We start from the raw sequence: 22095 nt of genomic DNA on the forward strand, positions 1-22095 counted from the left end.
GGCTCAGCCGGAAGCGATACGGGCGCGGCGCTCGTTCGGACTGAGCCGCAGCCCAGCGGCTCGAAGTCGACGAACGAGCTCGCGGCTTTCCACTTCGATCGCCCCCGCCTCGATCATCGCGGCGCGGTATTCCTCGGGGATGTCGTAGTGATCACCCTGAAAGCCGCGGCGCGGGATCCCGACGTCGTCGGCGAACTCCAGCAACTCGTCATAGGAGACATCGCTGACCATGTGGCACCATTTCCGGCCCTGGAACCACCAGCGAGCATCGTCGATCAAGATCGCCACCACACCGATCATGCCAGCTCGACGCACCGACGACGCATCGACGACGACGCCCCGACCACGAGCCGGCACCGAACTGGCCTCGACATCGCGTGCGACGCGAATCGGCCGGGCCGACCCCGCGTGCCACACTCGAGTTGGTGAGCGATGACATTCTGGAACTGAGCGTGGCGTGGCAGCGTCACGTGGCGCCGACCACGGAACTGCTCGATCGACTCCTTGCTCGGCACCGGGAGAAGCACCGCCGCTATCACACGGTCCGACATGTGGCGTGGGTGATACGACACATCGATGCGCTGGCCGCTGACGGCTGCGACCTCGTCGACCACGGAGCCGTCGTCGCCGCTGCGTGCTATCACGACGCCGTGTACGAACCGGCGTCACCGGCCAACGAGCGCGCCAGTGCCCGCCTCGCGGCTCGTGATCTCCGCACGCTCGGTTGGGTCGACGCACGCATCGAGCGTGTCGTGCAGATGATCGAGGGAACCAAGGATCATCACCAACCGGCCGACACCGACACCGCGGTGCTCTTCGACGCGGACCTGGCGATCCTCGGCGCCGACCCGGCCGCCTACGGCGACTACAGCACCCAGGTTCGCGCCGAGTACCGCCATGTCGACGACATCGACTGGGCCACCGGGCGCGCTGCGGTGCTGCAGTCGTTGCTCGACCGACCGTCGATCTTCGCGACCGAGCAGGGCCGGGCCCGCTGGGACGAACGCGCACGCGGCAACCTCACAGCGGAACTGGCCGAACTCGCAGCTCGCTGAGTCAGCTCACCACGCTCGACGTACGCCGGTCGACCACGCCGTCGAAAGGAGCCACTCGCTCGATCACCACGTACGCCACGCAGGCCGACGCGGCGACGACACCCATCAGCGCCATCGCGACGCGGAGCCCGACCGCCTCGGCCAGCAAGCCCAACGGGCCCGCCGCAATGCCGAACCCGGCGAAACTCAACATCAGCAACGACTGGACACGGCCCTGATGCGCGTCGTCGCTCATCGACAACGCGATCGTGTTCGACAGCGACTGGTAACCGGCCGCAGCGGCGCCGACACCGGCGACCGCGACCACGGCGAGCGCGAACACCGGCGCCAACGCCAGCGCCAGGACGGCCCCTCCGAAACACACGCCCGACACGATCATCAGCCGTCGAGCATTCGGCCCGTCGGCGTGACGAGCCAACCAGAACGACACCACGACCGCTCCGATCGCGCTCCCCGACATCAGCAATCCCACGTAACCGTTCGAGAGGCCGAAGACGTCCTTGACCAGCGCCGGGATGAAGGCGACGTAGTTGAAGCCGAACATGATGACGAAGAACGAACTGACCACGAGTCGCCGCAGCGGAGCATGCTCTCGGACGTAACGGACGCCATCGGCGATCTCGGCGAACGGCCCGGACGTGGAGACTTCACCGATCACCTCTCCGTGCGGGCAACGCAGCAAGAAGACGAGCGCGAGCACCGAGAAGGTGCCGCTGACCAGGTACGCCCCGCCGATCCCGAAGAACGCGATGCCAGCGAGCATCCCGGCGAACGCCGGAGCGAAGACTCTCGTACCGTTCAGACTCAGCATCGACAGCGTGATCGCGTTGCCGATCTGATCACGGCCCACCAGCTTGGCGGCAAACGCCATGCGAGCCGGGCCGTAGAACCCGAACGCGAATCCCTGTGCGACGGCAGCGATCACGAGCATCCAGAGCTGTGCCACGTCGGTGACGACGACGATCCCCATCCCGATCGCTCCGCACACCAACACGGACTGGCTGACGACGAGCACACGACGGTTCGGAAGCCGGTCGGCAGCGACGCCGCCCAGCGGGGTGGCGATGAGCATCGACACACCGAAGCTGAAGTACACCAACCCGAGTGCCCCTTCGCTCTCGGTGAGGTCCCAGGCGAGGACACCACGGAGGAGAAACTGCATCTGGACCGACAAGAACGAAAAGAGTCCAGCCCACCACAGCTGGCGGTACGCAGGTATGCGCAGTGACGTGAACGCACTCGATCGAGCACGGCGCGCCTCGCCCGTCGCTGATGCTTTCCCCCGCAACATTCCTTCCACTCTGCCCGACCTACATCCATTGCGGCGGTTCGGGGCACTGTGTCGTGCGTCTCATCGATGCCATCCTCCGGCCGTCATCGCGCAGGATCCAACCGCGACCGACGCCGTCTTCTCGCCGCGGGACGCGTCAACTCGCCGCGCTGGCATGCGGCAACGCTCAGTCGCGCCGAGGGCGGCGAGGCCGCCTCACGGGCACCGGAATCAGCGCAGGCTCGGGATCGCGCTGGCTTCCGATCACGCCGATCGCTCCCGCTACGGCGGCACCGACGGCGACGATGATGGTGATCAACACGTCTTCACGGTACCGCAGCGCTGGCGACGATGCCCGACGCTGACCGAGTTCATCGATCGTTTCGCCTTCTCGAGCGCACCGACGGCTGGCAGACTGGGCCGATGACGGACCTCGAAACGATGCCGGTGGTCGACCTCGACAGCGACACCGAGCAGACGACCGAGACCGGCGAACCCACGTCGGCACATATCGTGAAGGCCGGGCCCGGCGAGAACGGCGCCGCATTGGTGCTCGAGGCGCGGATCATGGGCACGCCGATCGAAGCACTGTGCGGATTCGTCTGGGTTCCGTCGAAGGATCCCAAGCAACTCCCGATCTGCGAACAGTGCAAGTCGATCTACGAGATGTACAAACGCTTCAGCGACAACGTGAACCGCGACACCCCGATCGACTGAGCACCGCACGTCACGACGCAGCACGTCACAGGTCGAGGCGGAGCGGCGGGGTCCGGAAGCTCTCGTTGCCGGCGGCGTCGAGCGCCTGGATCTGATACCAGTTGCCGCCGACTTGGGCAGCGACGTCGGCCGTCAGCGTGGCACCGTCGACTCGGTCGACCTCCACGCCGTTGCGCAGCACGACGTACTCCGTCACTCCCACGGCATCGACGGATGCGGCCCACGTGAGGGTCGCGAACGAGGTCGCTGGGTCGATCGCTCCAGCGAGGTCCTGTGGCGTCGTCGGCGGCGTCGTGTCGGGGCCGGCGACGTCGAGGCGAAGCGGAGGCGTTCGGAAACTCTCGTTGCCAGCGGCGTCGAGCGCTTGCACCTGGAACCAGCTCGGACCGACGGGCGGAGAGTTGACGACGAACGTCGGATCGACGGTACGGCCGATCTCGGTACCGTTTCGCAACACCACGTACTCGGTGACCGCCACATTGTCCGTCGAGGGGGTCCAGGTCAGCGTGACGTCGCCGACATCGTCGAACGCCCCGGCGAGATCCGTCGGCGTCGTCGGACGCGTCGTATCGACCGCTGGGTCCGGGTCGACGGTGATGCGGATCGGGGGCGTCTTGAAGCTCTCGTTGCCAGCTGCGTCGCGAGCCCGCACCTGCATCCAGTTGTCGCCGACCGGTGGATCGACGAACAGCGCCGCGGGCTCGGTCACCGTGTCGATGACGACGTTGTTGCGGTACACCAGGTAGTCGACCACGGCCACGTCGTCGACCGACGCCGTCCAGGTGAGCTCGATGTCGCCGTCGGGGTTCACCGAGCCGGCGAGGTCGGATGGAGTGGACGGCGGCGCGGTATCGACGTCGGGCCGGTCGATGGTGACCTGCACCGGCGGCGTACGGAAGCTGGCGTTGCCCGCAGCATCGAGGGCCTGCACCTGGAACCAGCTGTCGCCATCGGGAGCGTCGACGACGAGCACCGTCGGGTCGCCCACGCGATCGATCTCGACACCGTTGCGCAGCACGACGTACTCCGTCACCGCCACGTTGTCGACCGAGGCCGTCCACGTCAAGGTGACGTCGTTGTCGTCCACCGACGCCGAGAGATCCTGCGGCGTCGTCGGACGGGACGTATCGGGGCCGACAGCTGCGCCGAACACCCTGGTGGTCGCCGAACGGTTGCCCGCATCGTCCATCGCCCGCACGAAGTAGCGATCATCGGTGGTCCCGTCGGGGTCGCGGAACGTGAGCGTCGAGATGAACGACGCGAAGATCGAGTCGTTCTTCAGGATCTCGTAGCGCACGAGGCCAGGGCGATCGTCGCCCGGAGATGCCGTCCACGCCATGTCGACGCCGTCGCCGACGAGTTCGGCGACCGGTGCAGAGGGCGGTTCGGGCGGGGTCTGGTCGGCTGCACAGAGCTTGAGGAAGCCCCGGGCGAAGCGGGGCACGCTACCGTCGAAGCTGCCTCGCGTGAAGTCGCCACCCGACCAGAGACAACCGGTGGAGTCGGCAAACAGCTCCCACGAACCTTCGCCGCCGTTCGAACCGAGCTGGGGCACCCAATCGAGTTGCTCGTGCACCATCGGGTCGAACGCCGCCATGAATCGGATCGGCTTGCGTCCGGTCTGTCCTTGCAGACCCGGCCAGGTGATCGCATCGCGATACAACCAGGTCGGTCCGCCTCGGAGGGACGCGTGGCTGCCGGTGTAGACGATGCCGTTCAACTCGGCGACGGCTTGACCGTCGCCGAAGGGCTCGCTGACCCAGCTCCGGATGAGTTGGTAGTCGGAGGTGCGATACGCCTGGCGGTTGTGCTCGGAACCGACCTGCCAGACCTCGTCACCGCGCGACAGGATCGCCTGTTGGTACGAACGGGGATTCGTGCGGACGAACGGCTGGAGGTTCGGAACCAGACTGCCGTTGTCGGCCGAGACGACGCCCAGACCGGGGTTGAACACGCCGTTCACGAGTTGGAAGTTCCCGACGATGTACACGCGGTCGCCGTCGGCGTCGACGTCGAAGACGACGCCTCCGACATTGGGCAGGAAGGCGCCGTCGACTCGACCGTCGCTGAGACGGAGGCGTGCGATCTGCCCGGTGCTGCGTTCGATTCCGTCGGAGCCGGTCAATCGAGTGAAGTTGCCGCCGAGGTAGAGGAAACCGTTGTCGATGTCCATGGCCCGCACCAACGCCCGTCGCGTCGATCCGGTCAGACGGATCCCGACCCGCTCGGCGTCGACGGCACCCGTTGCCGGATCGATGAACGCGATCGCCGCGGTGTCGGCGGCGCCGTTCACGTTCGTGAACTGGCCAGCAACGGCGAGGCGTCCGTCGGCCAGCAGCTTGAGATCCCACACCGCTCCGTCGAGATCGGGACGGAACGTGTCGATCCACGCGCCACTGTTGCGGTCAAACGCAGCGAGGAACGGCTGGTCGTGGGTGGCTCCTGCCGCCGTGACGACCTCGAGGAACTTGCCGCCCACGTACATGACGTCGCCGACCTCGGCGAACGCGAACACCTGCACCTGCTCGTTCGGGAACGAGTCGATGAGCGGCGAGACGAGTCCGGTGACACCGGCCTCCAGGATCTCGGTGCGCTCGGAGACCTGTGGCGGCGCTGCGATGACGATCGGGCCGAGACCGTCGTCGGGAATCACTGGATCGGCTTGCGCGGCAACGCTGTCGACCGACAACCCAACCAGCGGCACCCCGACCGCGACCACCGCGAATCCCGCGACGAAGCGCCGCACCCTCGAAGACCGCCCGTTGTCCATGAGTCGAGTATCGGCGCTCACGCCACCGAGTTGACGGTCGTTGACACGATGTTGACGTGCCGCGCGCACCCACCGTGCTGCGTTCGCGCTCAGAGCGGTCGAATCATCACCAAGCGTCAGCCTGGCGCGGTGTGCCGCGACTGCTGGCAAATCGACGCACGAGATCGTTCGACCGGCGATGATCGAAGGTCGACCGCTCTCGGCCCTATCCTCGACGCATGGCGTGGTCCTCGACGGTGCAACGAGTGATCGGAGGCCTCGCGCTCGGCTTGGTCGTGCTCGCAGGCTGTTCGAGTGACGACGCCGACACCGCACCGAACGCCGGAACCGACGCCAACACCGGGGCCGACGAGCCTGACACGGTCTCCGCCGACTCGACCTTCACGCCGCTCGACGACGACGGCACCGGCAGCCAAGACTCAGACGCTGACGGTTTCGATCCGGCCGTGGTCGACGACGGACTGGTCCCCGAGGTCGTCGACAGCATCGCCCTCGACGACGACGTGATCATCGCCACCGACGACGGAGCGATTCCGACGACCACGATCGCACCACCTCGGCCCGAACTGGAGACGCCGACGACGGTCGCTTCGACGACGGTGCCCTCGGTTCCGCTACCCGAGGCTGCTGCGATCCGACGCGTGGTCTCCCTCGACCCGACACACACCGAGACGCTCGCCGAACTCGGCGCGGCAGACCTGCTCGTCGGCGTCGACTCCGAATCGGCGATACCGGACGGAGCCACCGGCGTCGTCAGAGACTTCCTCGACGCCGAGGATCTCGACCTGAACGATCTGAGGTCGCTCGGCATCGACCTCGTCATCGTCGGCAACCTCGACACGAGCGTCACGATGGAGGACCTGGCTGCCGCCGGATTCGCTGTGTTCGACGGTGCCACACCGACGACTCGTGCCGGCGTCGAGCAACAGATTCTCGACCTCGCTCGCGCGATCGGGCGTGAAGCGGACGGCGAGCGGTTGGTCGCCTCGATGCGCGCCGAGGTCGACGCGGTGCTCGCTGCCCTTGCGCCCTCCAGCGGGCTCACCTACTTCCACGAGATCGATCCCGGGCTCGCCACCTACTCCCCCGGCACGCTGATCGATTCGCTGTACGGCGAACTGGGCCTCGAATCGGTCGTACCCCCGTCGGACGAGACGACGCAGTTCCTACCGACCTCGGATCTCATCGCCGGCGACCCCGACGTGATCGTGCTCGCCGACATCGATTGCTGCGCTGCGTCAGCAGCCGAGGCCGCAGGGCGTCCCGGATGGGACGCCATCTCCGCGGTCCGCAACGGGGCGATCGCCGAGGTACCCGACGAGCTGGCCAGGCGCTGGGGCACCAACATCGTGGAACTGATGCAGTTGGTCGCCGGCGCAGTCGCCGCCGCCTCCTGAACAACCGCCTCCTGAACAACCGCGTCCTGAACAACGGCGTCCGTCTGACACGATGCAGCCAGCCCTGCTTCGCGACACTGGCGGCCATGATCGTTGTAGCCGGAGACATCTTCATTCCCGCCGACAAGCGCGCCGCGTGCATCGAGGCCAGCGCCGCGTTGCAGCAGGCGACCCGCGACGAGGAGCCGGGCTGCCTGGCGTACGTGTTCAGCGCCGACCCGTGCCGTGACGACGTGATCGTCGTGTACGAACTGTGGGATGACGCCGCCACGCTGGAGGCGCACTTCCTGCATCCGAACTACACCAACATGCGCGCCAAGCTGGGCCAGATGGGCATCACGGGCGCGGACGTGAAGAAGTACCGCACCGACGCGGTCGGCCCGGTCTACAACGCCAACGGCATCGCCACCGCCGAGTTCTGAGCCACACGCCTCATCGCCACGGCCCGAGCACGCGGTACCGTCCTCGCCCGTGAGTTCGTTGCGCATTCGCCAAGCCGTGCGGGCGATTCTGCTCACCCCGGACGCGTCGGTGCTGCTGGTGCGCTTCGAGTTCCCGATCGGCACCGTGTGGGCGCTCCCAGGCGGCGGGCTCGACCCTGGCGAAGACCACGAGACGGCGCTGCACCGCGAGCTCGCCGAGGAAGTCGGGCTCTCCGAGATGACGCTCGGCCCGCACGTCTGGGACCGAGAACACATCATCCCGTTCGTCGACGGCCAGTGGGACGGCCAACGCGACCGCTTCTACCTCGTCCCGATCGAACGCCGCATCGAACCGGCCCCGCTGCTCAGTTGGGAGCAACTCCGCGAGGAGCGACTCCACGAACTCCGGTGGTGGTCACTCGCCGACATCGAAACCGCCGCTCACGCTGGGACGCGCTTCGCTCCGCAGCGCCTCGGCCCGCTGCTGACCGACCTCGTCACCGACGGCCCGCCAGCGTCCCCCATCCTCACCGGCACCTGACACCCAGCGATGAGAACCCGTGCGGACCCCTCACGCCGGTTCTCATCGCTGGGTCAGGCTTGGGCGTCGTGGTGGCTTGTACGGATGATGGCGGACTGCTGGGCGATGCCGAGCAATCGGCCATCCTCCGACCAGATCCGCACCGTGCTGTGGCCGACGGAGCGGTGGAATCCGTCGGGCGTCATCTCGAGCAACACCCACTCGCTCGGACGTGGGTCGACGACGCGGATGGTGTTGTCGAGGCTGGTGCCGCCGGGCGCGATGCCCAGGGTGGCGCACACGACGAGCGGTCCCATGTCGGCGATGAATCCTTGCGTCGCCGCGCTCCCGGTCGGGTGCGCCGTCAAGCGCGCCCAGATCCCGATCGGCGGCGTCTGCGGTCGACCGATCGCGTCGCCGGCGACGACGCCGCGAGCCATGCGCCGTTCGAGGTGGTCGAAGAACGAGCCGTCGTGGGCGACGTCGAACGGCATCGCGAACTCGGGGCAATCCGCCGGCGGCGGCACCGTGGGCATGTCGGCGAACGACGCTTCGTCACCTGCGGGCCGCACGTTGTGCGCACACAGTGACGTGAACACGAGCCGGCCGTCGACGCTCCCGCTCACCTGAGTCTGCGTCGTCACGCGTCCTTCCACGGCGACGTGGACCTCGATGTCGACGACGTCACCGGGCCCGGGTGATCCGAGGAACTGCGTCGTGATCCACTGCAGCGGGCGATCTGACACTCGCTCGGAGGCCTCAGCGCTGGCGGCGATTCCCGAGCCGCCGTAGAGGAACCCGAATGGCGTGCTCAGCTGGCGGGTGACGGGGAGCCGGAACGAGGTCGCGTTGCCGGTCGGCTGGAGATCGAGCAGGTCGAAGCGCTCCAGCCCTGTCACGGTCGACGTGACGGTCGACGTCACGGTCGACGTCACGGTGGGCGTCGGGCTCGACACGTTGGGATCGGACATCGCCACAGCGTGGCGCGCCCACTTCGTTCGAACCCAATCTGACGAATCGCACGCAGTCAGGTGTCGGCGGCCACTGGCTTCTGCGCGCTGGTGGCGAACTGCTCGCGATGCCGACGGCGACGGTGAGTGGCCGTCGCCGCGATCAGCAGAGAGACCTGCAGCCGGCGGTAGATGGAACTCGAGTGGCCGAACATGGCCCGAGATGATGTGACGCTCGGCAAGGGTAGATACGTCGGTGATCCACCCGCCCGTTCTCGCTGTCGGTGACGATGGTGCAGCGGGCTTGATCGGAAGATCACATGAAGCCCATCACGTTCCCGAAGCTGACGCTTCCTGACCCGGGTTCACGGATCGGTCCGGCGGCTGACCATCCTGGTGAGGTGGGCGGTGACGTCCATACCGGCCTGATTCGCGACCTCGAGGCCGAGGTTGTCGTACCGGGCTGCGGGATGTCGATGGTGAAGCACTCGCGCCGCGGGAGATGGCACACGTCGTCGTCGCACGACTGCCATCGCACGGTGCCCGCCACGCGCTGCACGAACGGCCCGTCCAGCCGGGCCAGCGACCGGCGTGAGCAGCACACGGATCTGGACGTCGCCTTCGAAGATCTGGAGCGTCTCGCCGGTGCCGGCGAGGGTGTGCGGTTTCGTCGGGTGAGGTACCGCCGGCTCGACGACGAGCGCGACGTCGGGTTCCATCTCGACCGAGGTCGCGATCATGCCGCCCGGGACGGGGTCATCGTGGAGGTGTTGGCCGTCGGGGACGGCGAAGCGCACGATGAGATCGTGCACCACCAAGGATCTCAGCAGGTCACCATCGAAGGTGACGTCGAACGCCACCTGGCCGGGCGGAGCGTCGAGTATCCGGAGGTGGATCTCCTCGCCGAACGCCGCGTGTTGATGATCCCGAACCGCTCGATGATCTCACTGTCGGGGTCCGACAGCAGCGGAAACGTGACCTCATGGGCGCGTGCGTCGTCGGCCAGCGCATCGACCTCGTCGTAGCTGAGCGCGTCGAGCGCGATGGCGGCGTCGGCGAAGGCTTGGGCATGCTGTTGCAGCTCGACCAACTGCGCGCGGCAGGGCGGTCACCACACCGCCGAGCGGTAGAACACGAACACCGACGCCCGATCCGCACGGTGCGCGTGGACGTCGATCACCTGACCGGAATGGGTGACAGCGACAACGTCGGGGAATCGGGCGCCCACCGCCGGCCCAGTCGGGAATTCGCCGACCGGATCCTGGCGGGGCCCGTGCCCGAGCTGAGCCCGCCCAACTCGTCCTCCCACAGCCCCGACTCGTGACAGCGAGCAAACGGCTCGCTGTCCGGCTCATCGGTGTGGTGTTCCGCGGTGTTCTCGCCTTCCATCATCGGAGTGCAGGGAGTACTTCGGGGGCGAGGCGGGCCATGCCGGAGAAGTGGGCGAAGGTTGCTGTGCTGCCTCGTGCGATCTCGCGTGCGAAGCCGACGTCGGGATGCGCCACTGCGTTGATGTACGCGCCGACCGAGATGCTCGACGGATCGAGCCCTGCCGCCTCTCGCTCCTTGCGAACCAACTCGATTGAGTCACGCAGCCGGACGGGATCGGCACCGACGGCGAAGGTCACCCGATCGGCGAGCCGTGCTGCGATCGCAGTGACCTTCGGTCCGGTTGCTGCGATGTCGATGGGGACCGGAGGCAGGTCACTGTTGGAGACCCACATGTTGCGGCTGGTTGCATCACCGAGGTCAACCTCCTCACCGTGCAAGAAGCCTCGAAGGCGCCGGAGGTAGGTCTCGAAGTCCGCAACCGAGGCCGGCTTGCGCCCCAGGTAGCCGAGCGAGGAATCACCTCGTCCGATGCCGAGCACCGCCCGGCCGCACTACCCTGCTTTCGACGATGGCCGAACGGGCTCCATACCGCAAGCGCGACGAGGTGCAAGGACATCCTCGAGGCCGCCGAAGACCTGCTCGCCACGCAGCCCCTCCGAGGTCTCGCTCCGACAGATCGCACGCCACGGCGGATTCAAGCACTCGCTCATCACTCGCCACTTCGACTCGAAGGACGAGCTCGTGGCCGAAGTCATGCAACGAACGATGAACGCCGACGCCGTGCTCGACACCGACGACCCGGTCGACGGCTACAAGAAAGGCCTCGAACACGTTGCGTCGCACCCGGCGAGCTTCCAGACGATGGCCCGAGCACTCATGGACGGCGACCGATCTGCATCCGGCGATGGCCCCTTCACCGCGTTCAAGGTCCACCGGGACCGACTCGAACGCGATCGAGCCGACGACTCCGGCGCCATCGGCCTCGACGTACTCCCCGCCGCCCTCATGGCCCTCACCACAGGATGGGCATGCACCGAGGACCGATGGCTCCGCACTGCGGCCTCCACCGACGCTGACCGTGCTCGCGTCCGACAAGCAACTGTCCGTGTTGATCGGACGTCTCGTCGACAACCATCAACGCTGACGGTTCGCCCGACACCGGGCTGCCGACAACACCCGACGCAGCACGCGCTGGTGTTCAACTGGGACATGACGCACCGTTGCCTGATTGGGAGCGCCCGGAAATGTCGGATCGGACTCAACGGCCTCGCACCTCAGCGCTGGCGCAATCACACACCTCCAGGCCGGCGGGGCCGCCCGACAATCGCGGCGTTCGAGCGCGGTCGAACCCGCTCGTAGCGGCACTTCTTGAGCGATGACAACACGTCGGGAGTCCGCTCATGATCGCACGCGAAAACGCACGGTCGAGCACTCGCGTCACGGCGAATCGTGTGCTGCAAGTGCTCGATACTGTCTCGCTCGACGGCGGGCGTCAGTAGACGATGTCCAACGCGAACCGCAGAGCGATGTCGAGTGCCGCCCGTGTGACCTCATCGAGGCGACCGACTGGTTCATCATCAAGATCTTCGATCGGCACCGTGATGACGTTGTCGCAACTGATGACGCAGCGTTCGGGAAGTCCTTGCGCGAGACCGACCTCGACCTCGGTGCGGATACCACGGATTGTCCGGCTGATCGGTGCGCACGTGACCGAACTCAGCACTGCGATGGCGGCATCACGAGTGAGAATGCAGACGGGGCGGCGTCCAGCGGGAGGCCCGAGGTCGGCCCAGATGATGTCGTTTCGAGCTACCACGCCGGCGCGGTCCGCGCCGCGAGACGGCGCGCCGATTGAACGAGTGCAGGTTCGGGCGGCTGACGCTGGTACCCGGCGATGAGTTCTCGGTCTGCCATCGAGAACTCCTCGGCGGCAATCACTGCGGTGGCGCCCCTGCGGAGCAGCTCGGACCGGTTCGTCCCGAGTTGCGCCGCGAGCTCATCGAGCCGTGCGACCAGGTCGTCGTCGAGTTGGACAAGAACTTCTCGGCGTGCCATGACCATATGCTATCCCGAATGGTCAGTGCCGCCCGGTACTCGCGTTCGCAAGAGACGCGGCCTCGCGCCGCAGCTCCGGCGAGGTGTTCGACGTTCCGCCACGACTGACCTGCCCCCGAGTCTCGGACCGCCGAGTCTGTCGGCGCGTGACCGACGTGCCGGTCAGCGGCGGCGCCGTTGATGTCGATGATGCGATGTTCGTCACGCTGGGAGGCGGCGCGGCCGTGACCGGGCAACCGTTGTCGGTCGTCAGCGGGCAGAACCTGGTGGCCGTCAACAGTCGTGCCGGTCGCCGTGTGGCAGGCTCGATGTGTGAAGATCGCCGACGTCACCACGTTCGTCATCGAGAACCCACCGCCGTCGTTCGGCGGCAGGTACTTCATCGTGGTGAAGCTCACCACCGACACCGGCATCGTCGGCTACGGCGAGATCTACGCGGCCACCTTCGGGCCGCACACGATCGCGGCGATGGTCGACGACGTCGCCGCTCGCTGGGTCATCGACCAGGATCCGAATCGCATCGAATTGCTGTGGCGCCGCATCTACTCGAGCGGCTACTCGCTGCGACCCGATCCGACCCTCGTCGGGATCATGAGCGGCCTCGAGATGGCGTGCTGGGACATCGTCGGCAAGGAGACGAACAAGCCGATCTCCGACCTGCTGGGCGGACGCGTCCACGACCGGCTGCGGACCTACACGTACCTGTACCCGAGCGCAGGATGGCGTGACGTGTACACCGATCCCGAACACGCTGCAGCTCGCGCCGTGAACGAAGTCGAGCGGGGGTTCACCGCACTGAAGTTCGATCCGGCCGGTCCGTACACGGCCTTCGATGGCCACCAACCGAGCCTCGACGACATCACCCGCTCGACACAGATGATCTCGGCGATCCGCGCAGCGGTCGGGCCGCGAGCCGACCTGCTGTTCGGCACCCACGGGCAATTCACCGCGTCGGGGGCGATCCGGATGGCGACGGCGATCGAGCCGTACGGTCCGCTCTGGTTCGAAGAACCGACGGCCCCCGACCAGCCCGACGAGATGGCGCGCGTCGCTCGCCAGACGTCGATCCCGATCGCGACCGGCGAACGTTTGACGACGATCTCGGAGTTCGCTGCACTCGCCCGTCATCAGGCCGCGTCGATCTGGCAACCGAATCTCGGACGCTGCGGCGGGATCCTCGCCGGCAAGAAGATCGCCGCGATCGCCGAGGCGAACGGGTGCCAGATCGCGCCGCATCTCTATTCGGGACCGATCCTCGGCGCCGCGATCGTGCAGCTCGCCGCCACCTTGCCGAACTTGCTGATCATCGAAGGGATCCGGGAGTGGGGAGGTTTCCACGCCGAGTTGCTGACCACGCCGATCCGATGGGAGGCCGGCTACGTGATCCCGTCGCGCGAGCCCGGCCTCGGCGTCGAACTCGACGAGGAGGTGGCGCTCGCCCACCCGTACGACGATCGGCCGGGCGCCGATCTCCACTTGTCGATGGGCGAGGACCCGGTTCGATGACGGGGATGTATCGAGAACCCGAGTTCTTGCCGTGGGATGGGCGTCGGGTGCCGATGACGTTCGTCGGCGGCTACCTCGGGGCTGGCAAGACCACGGTGATCAACGAGGTCCTCGGTGCCGCCGAACGTCCGATCGCCGTGATCGTCAACGACGTCGGCGAGATCAACATCGACGCCCGCCTCGTCCGGAGCCGCAGCGGCGACACCGTGGAGTTGACCGACGGATGCGTGTGCTGTTCGGCGATCGACGGGTTCGGCGCCGCGTTCGACCAGCTCCGCGCTCGGCTCGAACCACCCGATCATCTGATCGTCGAGCTGAGCGGCGTGGCCGAACCCGCGAACGTGTTGCCGTGGTCGAACACAGCTGGCTTCCTGCTCGACGGGGTCGTCGTGGTCGTCGGCGCCGATCAACTCGTCGACGCGACGATGCCTGACTGGGTGCGCACGCACCTCGATCGTCAGATCGCGGCAGCCGATCTGGTCGTGCTGAGCAAGACCGATCTCGTCGATGCTGCGGCGATCGACACGGGTCGGCATCGGCTCGACGAGCTCGCCCCGGGTGTTCCCGTGGTCGACACCGGACGCGGCAACAACGAGCCGGGCGCCCTCGGCCGATTCCTCGCACTCGGAGGACACCGCGCCGGGGCGATCACCGCGCTGCCCGGTCCGACGCTGTTCGACCTCCATCACACCGACACCGTGCCGATCGACGGGCCGCTCGACCAGGCCGGTATCGAACGGTTGCTCGACGAACTCCCCCGTCACGTCGGCGGTCGCATCGTGCGCGCGAAAGGCGTCGTCGCCACCCCCGATGGAACACTGGTTCTCGTGCAGGTCGTCGGGAACCGGCGCGAGATCACGCCGTTGTTCCCCACCGAAGCGGACTCCCCCACCGACCTCGTCGTCATCTCCCTCGACTGACCGGAGCCCCCGTGACGCCCAGGGTGGGGCACCAGCCGTGACGCCCCCCCCCCGACACCCGGGGTCAACGCCTGGGGTCTGACCCCAGGTGTTGAACGCCTGGGGTCTGACCCCAGGTGTTGAGGGTTGGTCGCGTGCCGGAGTGCGCCGCGTCAGCGGAAGTCGCGGCTGGCAGTCTTGCCGGGCAGTGGCAGTGGGGCCAGGTGATCGGCGACGACGTTGATGACCCCTTCGCTGCGTTCGAGTCGACCACGGATCAGCATCGCCGGCGCACCACGAGCCACCTTGCGAAAGCGAGCCCAACAGCCCTTCGACACCACGACGTTCATCAACCCGAACTCGTCTTCCAGATTCAGGAACGTGGTCCCCTGCGCGGTCATCGGACGCTGCCGATGAGTCACCACTCCGGCGATGCGCACCGTGGACCCCGGCTCCAGGTCCCACAGCTGACGCGACGTCGACACTCCCAACTCCTCGAGATGTCGGCGCACGAAGATCGTCGGGTGCCCCTCTGGCGACACGCCGGTCGCCCACAGGTCGGCGATCGCCTCCTCCACCGGTGTCATCCCCGGAAGGCGCGGCGCATCGGCTCCGGTGACGATGCCCGCCAGACGCCCCGGCCGCGACTGGGCCGTTGCTCCGACCGCCCACAGCGCTTCGCGTCGACCCAGCCCGAAGCACTCTGCGAACACGCCGGCGGTCGCCATCGCTTCCAGCTGCGCCAGCGTGAGCGACGGAACGCGCCGGACGAGATCTTCGGTGTCGACGTAGGCCCCGTGACGAGTTCGTTCCGCTTCGATCTCGTCGGCCAACGCGCCACCGACACCGCGCACCGACGACAACCCGAGCCGGACGGCAAGCCCCTCCCCCAGCGACCGATCGACCGCCGGAGCGGTCGCGAAGCCGTGAGCGACCGGACGCGCCGTCGACCCCAACGACTCGGCGCACGGCTCGAGCGTCGCAACCGACCGCGAGGCGTTGAGGTCGGGCGTGTGGACCACGACACCGTGCCGTCGAGCGTCTTGCACCAACGAATGCGGTGACCAGAATCCCATCGGCTGCGCGTTGAGCAACGCCGCGCAGAACGCCGCCGGCTCGTAGTGCTTGATCCAACTCGACGCGTAGACGAGGTAGGCGAACGACACCGAATGCGACTCGGGAAAGCCGTAGTTGGCGAACGCCTTCAACTTGACGTACAGCTGATCGGCGATGTCGCCGGTGATGCCGTTGCGCTCCATCCCCTCGTACAGGCGGAGCCGTAGCGCTTCCATCCGGCGAGCCGAACGCTTCGAGCCCATCGCTTGACGCAACTCGTCGGATTCGGCGGGGGTGAACCCGGCGATGTCGATCGCCATCTGCATCATCTGCTCCTGGAACAGAGGTACTCCGAGGGTCTTGGCCAGCGAGTTCTCGAGCAGCGGATGCAGATAGGTGACCTGCTCTTGACCGTTGCGACGCCGGATGTAGGGATGCACCGAGCCACCCTGGATCGGCCCGGGTCGGATCAGGGCCACTTCCACGACGAGGTCGTAGAACTTGCGTGGCTTGAGCCGCGGCAACGTCGCCATCTGCGCTCGCGACTCGATCTGGAACACGCCGACGGTGTCGGCGCGGCACAACATCGCATAGACGTCGTCGTCTTGGGGAAGGGTGGCCAGATCGATCTGGTAGCCACGATGCTCCTCCACGAGGTCGACGGCGTAGTGGAGCGCGGAGAGCATCCCGAGACCGAGCAGGTCGAACTTCACGAGACCGCTCGCCGCGCAGTCGTCCTTGTCCCACTGCAGCACCGAGCGCTGGTCCATCCGCCCCCACTCGACCGGGCACACTTCGATGACGGGTCGATCACAGATGACCATGCCACCCGAATGAATGCCGAGGTGACGTGGCGCGTCCTCGACCTCGGCGGCGAGTTCGAGCACGGCCGGAGGGATCGTGCAGTCGTCTTGTGCTGCCGTCGCCGCGACGTTGCCCCACGCGTCGACCTCCTTGGCCCACGCGTCCTGCTGACCCGGTTCGTACCCGAGCGCCTTGGCCATGTCACGGATCGCGGATCGCGACCGATAGGTGATCACGTTCGCGACCTGGGCCGTGTGATGACGCCCGTAGGTCGCATAGACGTACTGGATGACCTCCTCGCGACGGTCGCTCTCGATGTCGATGTCGATGTCGGGCGGCCCGTCGCGCTCGGGCGACAAGAACCGCTCGAACAGCAACCCGAGCGACACCGCATCGGCAGCCGTGACACCGAGCGCATAACACACCGCCGAGTTCGCCGCGCTCCCCCGCCCCTGGCAGTAGATGTTGGAACGGCGGCAGAACTCCACGAGATCCCACACGATGAGGAAGTAACCGGCGAAGTCGAGTTGCTCGATCAGCGCGAGTTCGTGGTCGATCGTCGCCCACGCTCGCGCTCGAAGCGAGAGGTCTTCGCCGGGCCCCGGTCGATCGCCGTAGCGACGACGGGCTCCCTCGGCGACGATCTCACGCAGATACTCCATCTCGGTGAGGCGAGTGCCATCGGCTCGGGTGGGGCACGGGAACGGGGGCAGGTTCGGCGCGACGAGCGACAGATCGAACGCCGCAGCGCTCCCGACGGCGGCAGCCATCTCGACAGCACCGGGGAACCGGGCGAATCGCGCCGCCTGTTCAGCCCCGGAGCGCAGGTGTGCGCCTGCCGACGACGGCAACCACGCGTCGAGATCGCTCAGACTTCGCCGAGCCCGCACGGCCGCCACCGCGGTGGCGAGTCGTCGTTGCGCCGGGGTCGCGTAGTGCACGTTGTTGGTCGCCACGCACCCGACGCCGACCCGGCGTGCGAGTTCGTACAGTCCGTCGTTGCGTGCCGAGTCGACCGGGTCGCCGTGATCCCACAGCTCGACCAGCACGCGGTCACGGCCGAACGCATCGACGAGACGTTCGAGCTCGCGCCGGGCCGCATCGACACCGTCGCTGACCAGCGCGGCCGGCACCGCACCCTTGCGACATCCGGTGAGCACCCAGCCCTGACATGACGACCCGTCGGCCAACCCCGCCACCAGGTCGTCGAAGGCGAACTGCGGCGCTCCCTTCTCCCCTGCCAGATGCCCTTCGCTCAGCACACGCGACAACCGCGCGTAGCCCCTCGGGCCGTCGGCCAATACGACGAGATGGGTTCCGGCCGGATCGGGGGCATGCGAATCGGGAACGAGCCCGGTGTCGACCTGGCGATCGGTCGCCGCTTCGCTCCGGGCCACCCGACCGTCGAGCAAGCGTCCGTCGGCGCGAGCGGTGAGGGTGATCTCGGCGCCGAACACCGTCGACACCCCGACCGCCTTGGCCGCCTCGGCGAACCTGACGACGCCGTAGAACCCGTTGTGGTCGGTCAACGCGAGCGCGTCGAGGCCGAGCCGGGCCGCCTCGGTGGCGAGCGCTTCGGGATGCGAGGCGCCGTCGAGGAACGAGAAGTTCGAGTGGCAGTGCAGTTCGGCGTACGGCACCGCGGCGGGGTGGCTACCCGTGTCGGCGAGGTCGTGGGGCGTCTCGAACGGTTGGCGCTTGCGGCTCCATGCCGGGCCGTCACCCCCGGCGTTCCACGACGGCGATCCGGGAGCGCGCCCGTCACGACCGGTGCGCGGCGCTCGTGGAGTCGGGGCCCGGTCGGACAGCGTCGATTCGAGTTCGCTCCACGACCAGAACGGGTTGTTGAATCCCATCCCCCACATCATCGAACATTTGTACTACGAACACAAGTTCGACCACTCCGGCCTGGACCGAGCCGGGGCCCGGTCTGGATCCGGTCGTCCGTCCGGTCAGCGCTTCACGGTGCGAGATGGCGCAGAATCGTCTCGACGCCCGGATCGGCGAGCTCGATCGCTCGCGACCAGTCGAACCAGCCGATCTCCTGGCTCTCGCCGTCAGGCGGCGCCGGATCGGCGTCACCGCCGTCGAGCAGATATCGAAGATCGAGGTGCAGATGACCTCGGCCGCCGGCATGCACATCGACGTGCAGCAAGGCGGGCACGCCGTCGTCGTCGACCGGCCCGGCGAATGACACGTCGAGCCCCGTTTCCTCCGCCGACTCGCGCAGCGCGGCGGCCCACGGCGTCTCCTGTTCGTCGACGTGACCTCCGGGTTGCAGCCAGATGCCGAGTCGCTTGTGCTTCAACATCACCACGCCACGCGACCCCACCACGATGCCCGAACCGGTGACATGGATCGAGTCGGCCTCCCGCGAGAACGGGTCGTCGAGGGCGTCATACAGCTCGAGGAAGCGTTCGATCGACGTCGCCTCGCGCTCGTCGAGCCCCGTGCGCGCCGCCACGTCTCTGCGCACACGCGCTCGGAGTTCGGCGCCGATCATGGGCGCCCTGCTTTGCTCACACGATCTGCCTGCATGCCTTCAGGTGTACCAGGTGACACCTTGCCCCAACCGTCTCTCCCGGCTTGCCCCAACCGCCTCTCCCGGCTTGCGCCAACCGTCTCTCCCGGCTTGACGTTCGCCGGCCCGTCGGCACGGTTGCGTTCAGGACTCAAGTTCCGTCTCGGCGTAACCGATACATCCAACAGTCCCGACACGACCGGGGCATCGACCTTTCGAGACCCGGTTCGGCGGAACCGGAAAGGCCCACATGGACAACGACACGAACCCCTCATATCGAATCATGGTCGCCGTAGAGGACCACGAGCTCCGGCGAGTTGCCGTGGCTGGCCTGCGGGCCGCTGGCTTCTGCGTCAGCGCACCCACCGACGGCGACGCTGCGATGATGCTCGCCGAGTCGTTCTCTCCCGATGTGGTCGTGGTCGATTCGTACCTCTTCGCCCCCGACGGGCGGCCGCTGCACGAGCGTCTGCGTGACTCGTCGGAGCAGTATCTCATCTGCATCACCAACGAGGGGCAATTCCGCCTGCGCACCTCGGTGATCCAGTCGGGCGCCGACGACGCGATGTCGGCGCCGATCCACGCCGAAGAGCTCGCCGCTCGCTGCTACGCACTGCTGCGACGTCCGCGCCAGATGCGCCAGCGCGTCGAGACGCCGATGTCGTCGACGATCGTGCTCGGCCCACTCGTGATCGATCTCGGCCGCCGCGAAGTGCGCGTCGACGACGAAGAGATCCAGACGACACGCATCGAGTTCTCGCTGCTCGAACAGCTCTGCCGCCGACCGACCGAAGTGTGTACACGAGATGACCTGCTCGACGCGGTGTGGGGACCGAAATGGGTCGGTGACACGCACGTCGTCGACGTCCACCTCTCGAACCTGCGCCGCAAGCTCGACAAGGGAGCTCCCGGGATCAAGGTGATTCACACCGTGCGCGGTGTCGGCTTCCGCCTGGCCAACGACGTCACCGACGCGCTGGAACTCTCCCCCGCGATGCACTCGCTCTCCTGAGCGACGAACGCTCGACACACCGGCCGCACCGCGCCGCCGTCATCATCGCGGGCCGGTCGTCTGCTCGACGGTGAACGGCCAGCTGGTGCGGTTCAGTCATAGCGAGCGACCAGCCACCAGCGACGATGCTCGGCGACGACGAGCACTGCGCGTTGCTCTCCCGATGCTGCGGTGACGACCTGGAACCGAGCGACGCGCCGATGCCGCGTCGGCTCCCACCACTGCTGATCGACCGGCCACGGACCCGCCCACGCTTCGATTCGGTGGGTCGGCCCTCGCCGCCAACCGGTGGATTCACTTCCGAACAGCCGTCGCATCGCCACCGGGGCCCCCGAGACCGCGCCCCGCCCGTTGACGCGCACCACCTGTTCCTCGGCGTCGAGCAGTTCGACCGGCAACGCTTCGTCGAACACCGTTGCCGGCGACGGCGTCGGCAGACACCCCGGCCAGGGGCCCTCGACTCCGGCAGCCGCCACGGCGCGATCACGACGGTCGAGGTCGACCATCGTGGCCGGCTCCCAACGGTACCGATCGGCGGGCAGCCGACCGCCATGCCAGACCGGCACGGTGACCGCTGATTCCGACGTCAGGGTGGTCAACCGGGCGATGGCCCGGATGGCGCGTCGGTCAGCGTCGGACTGCCCACCCCACAGGCCGAGTTGTACTCCGTCGTCGGCTCGCACCTCGTCGGGGACCAGCCGGATTCGCGACACCCCCCCGGTGATCTGCTGGTCGCTGCCCAGCGGCAGGTTGATCCAGGCGTCGAGTTGCCAGCGAACGCGTTCGACCATCGCACTGGCAGAGAGCCCGGTCGATCGATACCAGGAGCGTTCGCTGCGCTCCCCGTGCTCCGTTTCGAGCAGGACGACGAGACGAGTACACACTCGACCGTCGGAGGCCAGCGACGAGGCGAGCTCGTCGGCGAGTTGTTTGGCGACGAAGACCACAGCGTCGGACTGCGCTGCCGGATCATCGAGGATTCGATGCAACCGGCGCTCGGGCGCAGGGTCCGACGTCGATGCCGGCCGATGGTCGAGACCGCTGGCCAGCCGGTGCGCATGCATCCCTGCGTGACCGAACCGGCCGACCATGTCGGACGGCGACAGCGCCGAGAGATCACCCAACCGCCGCAGACCCAGACGAACGAAGAGGTCGGCGAGTTCGGGGTCGATTTCACCGAGCGTCTGCAACCAGCCAACGGGCAACGCCGCACAGAATTCGCTCGACCCACCCGGATCGACCACGACCGGCGTGCCACGCCGGACCGCCAGACGCGCCGCCACGCTCGCCGCGAAGCGCCCATCGGCCACACCGACGCCGACGCCGGCACCAACATCGATACCGGCACCCGCTCCGGCCCCGACCGGCGACGAGTCGGCGATCGCGCGCAGGACCACCTCGACGAGATGCTGCGCCGTCGCGAGATCGCCACCGAAATACCGCGACGGCCCACGCGCCGCGACGGTCAACCAACCCGGTTCGACGACGTCGACGCGCGGCGCGAGGTCGGCGACGGAGCGCAGCACCGACTCGAACTCGCGAGCGTCTCGAGCCGGATCGTCGTCGATCAGTTCGATCTGCGGGCAGCGCTGTTGTGCCTGCCGACGCCGCTGACCGACGACGACACCCTCGTCGGCAGCCGCTGGTGTCCGAGCGACGACCCGATGCGCTCGCAACACCGCCGCTGGCGCGTCGAGCCGACACCCCGACGCAACGACCGGCCAGTCGGGACACCACACGGTGATGAATCGTTCCGGGGAGATCGCGTCGGCTCCCACGACCGTCTCGGCCATCGCTCGATCGGCCATC

At 67.5% G+C, this 22095-nt stretch carries 21 protein-coding genes and 2 pseudogenes; 10 read left to right on the forward strand and 13 right to left on the reverse strand.

The window, feature by feature from the left end; translation table 11 throughout:
- Window positions 1-3: 3 nt before the first annotated feature.
- Window positions 4-288 (reverse strand): DUF4031 domain-containing protein, encoded by a 285-nt coding sequence (locus tag ACE37B_RS04910; protein ID WP_409922161.1) that lies wholly within the window; start codon window positions 286-288, stop codon window positions 4-6.
- A gap of 137 nt (window positions 289-425) precedes the next feature.
- Between ACE37B_RS04910 and ACE37B_RS04915 the strand changes: the two genes are divergently transcribed.
- A complete protein-coding gene (locus tag ACE37B_RS04915) occupies window positions 426-1055 on the forward strand; it encodes a metal-dependent phosphohydrolase (protein WP_409922162.1) in 630 nt (209 codons plus the stop codon).
- A 1-nt stretch (window position 1056) separates the two neighbouring features.
- On the opposite strand, the gene ACE37B_RS04920 is transcribed toward ACE37B_RS04915, so the two are convergent.
- The gene (locus tag ACE37B_RS04920) at window positions 1057-2346 is read right to left on the reverse strand and encodes an MFS transporter (protein ID WP_409922163.1); all 1290 of its coding nucleotides are present in this window, start codon (window positions 2344-2346) and stop codon (window positions 1057-1059) included.
- A 166-nt stretch (window positions 2347-2512) separates the two neighbouring features.
- Entirely contained in the window at window positions 2513-2647 is a 135-nt protein-coding gene (locus ACE37B_RS04925; RefSeq protein WP_409922164.1) for a hypothetical protein, read from the reverse strand.
- 101 nt (window positions 2648-2748) lie between these two features.
- Here ACE37B_RS04925 and ACE37B_RS04930 point away from each other — a divergent pair, with 101 nt between their 5' ends.
- A complete protein-coding gene (locus ACE37B_RS04930) occupies window positions 2749-3042 on the forward strand; it encodes a DUF3039 domain-containing protein (RefSeq protein ID WP_409922165.1) in 294 nt (97 codons plus the stop codon).
- Window positions 3043-3067: 25 nt separating this feature from the next.
- On the opposite strand, the gene ACE37B_RS04935 is transcribed toward ACE37B_RS04930, so the two are convergent.
- Window positions 3068-5812 carry a fibronectin type III domain-containing protein gene (locus ACE37B_RS04935; protein WP_409922166.1) on the reverse strand — a complete coding sequence of 915 codons (2745 nt, stop codon included), beginning with the start codon at window positions 5810-5812 and terminating at the stop codon, window positions 3068-3070.
- Window positions 5813-6030: 218 nt separating this feature from the next.
- On the opposite strand from ACE37B_RS04935, the gene ACE37B_RS04940 reads away from it, so the two are divergent.
- The 3 genes from ACE37B_RS04940 to ACE37B_RS04950 all read left to right on the forward strand — a co-directional run bounded on the left by ACE37B_RS04940 (window position 6031) and on the right by ACE37B_RS04950 (window position 8172).
- The gene (locus ACE37B_RS04940; protein WP_409922167.1) at window positions 6031-7209 is read left to right on the forward strand and encodes an ABC transporter substrate-binding protein; all 1179 of its coding nucleotides are present in this window, start codon (window positions 6031-6033) and stop codon (window positions 7207-7209) included.
- 86 nt (window positions 7210-7295) lie between these two features.
- Window positions 7296-7631, forward strand: coding sequence for a putative quinol monooxygenase (locus ACE37B_RS04945; protein ID WP_409922168.1), 336 nt, complete (start codon window positions 7296-7298; stop codon window positions 7629-7631).
- 49 nt (window positions 7632-7680) lie between these two features.
- On the forward strand, window positions 7681-8172 hold the full coding sequence (locus ACE37B_RS04950) for an NUDIX domain-containing protein (protein ID WP_409922169.1): 492 nt from the start codon (window positions 7681-7683) through the stop codon (window positions 8170-8172).
- A 53-nt stretch (window positions 8173-8225) separates the two neighbouring features.
- On the opposite strand, the gene ACE37B_RS04955 is transcribed toward ACE37B_RS04950, so the two are convergent.
- The 4 genes and pseudogenes from ACE37B_RS04955 to ACE37B_RS04970 form a co-directional block, all read right to left on the reverse strand.
- On the reverse strand, window positions 8226-9122 hold the full coding sequence (locus tag ACE37B_RS04955; RefSeq protein WP_409922170.1) for an acyl-CoA thioesterase: 897 nt from the start codon (window positions 9120-9122) through the stop codon (window positions 8226-8228).
- A 344-nt stretch (window positions 9123-9466) separates the two neighbouring features.
- Window positions 9467-9913: a hypothetical protein gene (locus ACE37B_RS04960; RefSeq protein WP_409922171.1), complete on the reverse strand. Its 447-nt coding sequence runs from the start codon at window positions 9911-9913 to the stop codon at window positions 9467-9469.
- Between the two features lie 11 nt (window positions 9914-9924).
- Window positions 9925-10197 (reverse strand): annotated as a pseudogene (locus tag ACE37B_RS04965) (peroxiredoxin family protein); the annotation flags it as partial.
- A gap of 292 nt (window positions 10198-10489) precedes the next feature.
- The gene (locus ACE37B_RS04970) at window positions 10490-10972 is read right to left on the reverse strand and encodes an LLM class flavin-dependent oxidoreductase (protein WP_409922172.1); all 483 of its coding nucleotides are present in this window, start codon (window positions 10970-10972) and stop codon (window positions 10490-10492) included.
- Between ACE37B_RS04970 and ACE37B_RS04975 the strand changes: the two are divergent.
- Both ACE37B_RS04975 and ACE37B_RS04980 read left to right on the forward strand, forming a co-directional pair.
- Window positions 10962-11174, forward strand: a pseudogene (locus ACE37B_RS04975) (TetR family transcriptional regulator); the annotation flags it as partial. The gene ACE37B_RS04970 and the pseudogene ACE37B_RS04975 sit on opposite strands and share 11 nt — an antisense overlap.
- Window positions 11175-11792, forward strand: coding sequence for a hypothetical protein (locus tag ACE37B_RS04980; RefSeq protein WP_409922912.1), 618 nt, complete (start codon window positions 11175-11177; stop codon window positions 11790-11792).
- A 133-nt stretch (window positions 11793-11925) separates the two neighbouring features.
- Here ACE37B_RS04980 and ACE37B_RS04985 read toward each other — a convergent pair whose 3' ends face one another.
- Both ACE37B_RS04985 and ACE37B_RS04990 read right to left on the reverse strand, forming a co-directional pair.
- Window positions 11926-12249 carry a type II toxin-antitoxin system PemK/MazF family toxin gene (locus ACE37B_RS04985; protein WP_409922173.1) on the reverse strand — a complete coding sequence of 108 codons (324 nt, stop codon included), beginning with the start codon at window positions 12247-12249 and terminating at the stop codon, window positions 11926-11928.
- Window positions 12243-12488: a CopG family ribbon-helix-helix protein gene (locus ACE37B_RS04990; RefSeq protein WP_409922174.1), complete on the reverse strand. Its 246-nt coding sequence runs from the start codon at window positions 12486-12488 to the stop codon at window positions 12243-12245. Before ACE37B_RS04990 ends, ACE37B_RS04985 begins: the two co-directional genes overlap by 7 nt.
- A gap of 312 nt (window positions 12489-12800) precedes the next feature.
- Between ACE37B_RS04990 and ACE37B_RS04995 the strand changes: the two genes are divergently transcribed.
- Both ACE37B_RS04995 and ACE37B_RS05000 read left to right on the forward strand, forming a co-directional pair.
- Entirely contained in the window at window positions 12801-13994 is a 1194-nt protein-coding gene (locus ACE37B_RS04995) for a mandelate racemase/muconate lactonizing enzyme family protein (RefSeq protein WP_409922175.1), read from the forward strand.
- Between the two features lie 5 nt (window positions 13995-13999).
- Window positions 14000-14914 carry a CobW family GTP-binding protein gene (locus ACE37B_RS05000; RefSeq protein ID WP_409922176.1) on the forward strand — a complete coding sequence of 305 codons (915 nt, stop codon included), beginning with the start codon at window positions 14000-14002 and terminating at the stop codon, window positions 14912-14914.
- Between the two features lie 152 nt (window positions 14915-15066).
- Here ACE37B_RS05000 and ACE37B_RS05005 read toward each other — a convergent pair whose 3' ends face one another.
- Entirely contained in the window at window positions 15067-18609 is a 3543-nt protein-coding gene (locus ACE37B_RS05005) for an error-prone DNA polymerase (RefSeq protein ID WP_409922890.1), read from the reverse strand.
- Window positions 18610-18713: 104 nt separating this feature from the next.
- Complete coding sequence (locus ACE37B_RS05010; protein ID WP_409922177.1) at window positions 18714-19256, reverse strand: NUDIX hydrolase; 543 nt, start codon at window positions 19254-19256, stop codon at window positions 18714-18716.
- A 268-nt stretch (window positions 19257-19524) separates the two neighbouring features.
- Between ACE37B_RS05010 and ACE37B_RS05015 the strand changes: the two genes are divergently transcribed.
- Window positions 19525-20286 (forward strand): winged helix-turn-helix domain-containing protein, encoded by a 762-nt coding sequence (locus tag ACE37B_RS05015; protein ID WP_409922178.1) that lies wholly within the window; start codon window positions 19525-19527, stop codon window positions 20284-20286.
- A 92-nt stretch (window positions 20287-20378) separates the two neighbouring features.
- Here the strand turns inward: ACE37B_RS05015 and ACE37B_RS05020 are convergent, their stop codons facing one another.
- The gene (locus ACE37B_RS05020) at window positions 20379-22094 is read right to left on the reverse strand and encodes a DNA polymerase Y family protein (protein ID WP_409922179.1); all 1716 of its coding nucleotides are present in this window, start codon (window positions 22092-22094) and stop codon (window positions 20379-20381) included.
- Window position 22095: the final 1 nt, after the last annotated feature.

Source organism: Ilumatobacter sp., assembly GCF_046290335.1.
Classification (GTDB): domain Bacteria; phylum Actinomycetota; class Acidimicrobiia; order Acidimicrobiales; family Ilumatobacteraceae; genus Ilumatobacter_A.

Excerpts from the sequence above, each read along its gene's own strand:
- ACE37B_RS04945 (WP_409922168.1), top strand. The coding sequence starts at position 7,296 with ATGATCGTTGTAGCCGGAGACATCTTCATTCCCGCCGACAAGCGCGCC.
- ACE37B_RS04940 (WP_409922167.1), top strand. The coding sequence starts at position 6,031 with ATGGCGTGGTCCTCGACGGTGCAACGAGTGATCGGAGGCCTCGCGCTC.
- ACE37B_RS05010 (WP_409922177.1), bottom strand. The coding sequence starts at position 19,256 with ATGATCGGCGCCGAACTCCGAGCGCGTGTGCGCAGAGACGTGGCGGCG.
- ACE37B_RS04920 (WP_409922163.1), bottom strand. The coding sequence starts at position 2,346 with ATGTTGCGGGGGAAAGCATCAGCGACGGGCGAGGCGCGCCGTGCTCGA.
- ACE37B_RS05020 (WP_409922179.1), bottom strand. The coding sequence starts at position 22,094 with ATGGCCGATCGAGCGATGGCCGAGACGGTCGTGGGAGCCGACGCGATC.
- ACE37B_RS05000 (WP_409922176.1), top strand. The coding sequence starts at position 14,000 with ATGTATCGAGAACCCGAGTTCTTGCCGTGGGATGGGCGTCGGGTGCCG.
- ACE37B_RS04955 (WP_409922170.1), bottom strand. The coding sequence starts at position 9,122 with ATGTCCGATCCCAACGTGTCGAGCCCGACGCCCACCGTGACGTCGACC.
- ACE37B_RS04990 (WP_409922174.1), bottom strand. The coding sequence starts at position 12,488 with ATGGCACGCCGAGAAGTTCTTGTCCAACTCGACGACGACCTGGTCGCA.
- ACE37B_RS05005 (WP_409922890.1), bottom strand. The coding sequence starts at position 18,609 with ATGGGATTCAACAACCCGTTCTGGTCGTGGAGCGAACTCGAATCGACG.
- ACE37B_RS05015 (WP_409922178.1), top strand. The coding sequence starts at position 19,525 with ATGGACAACGACACGAACCCCTCATATCGAATCATGGTCGCCGTAGAG.
- ACE37B_RS04935 (WP_409922166.1), bottom strand. The coding sequence starts at position 5,812 with ATGGACAACGGGCGGTCTTCGAGGGTGCGGCGCTTCGTCGCGGGATTC.
- ACE37B_RS04930 (WP_409922165.1), top strand. The coding sequence starts at position 2,749 with ATGACGGACCTCGAAACGATGCCGGTGGTCGACCTCGACAGCGACACC.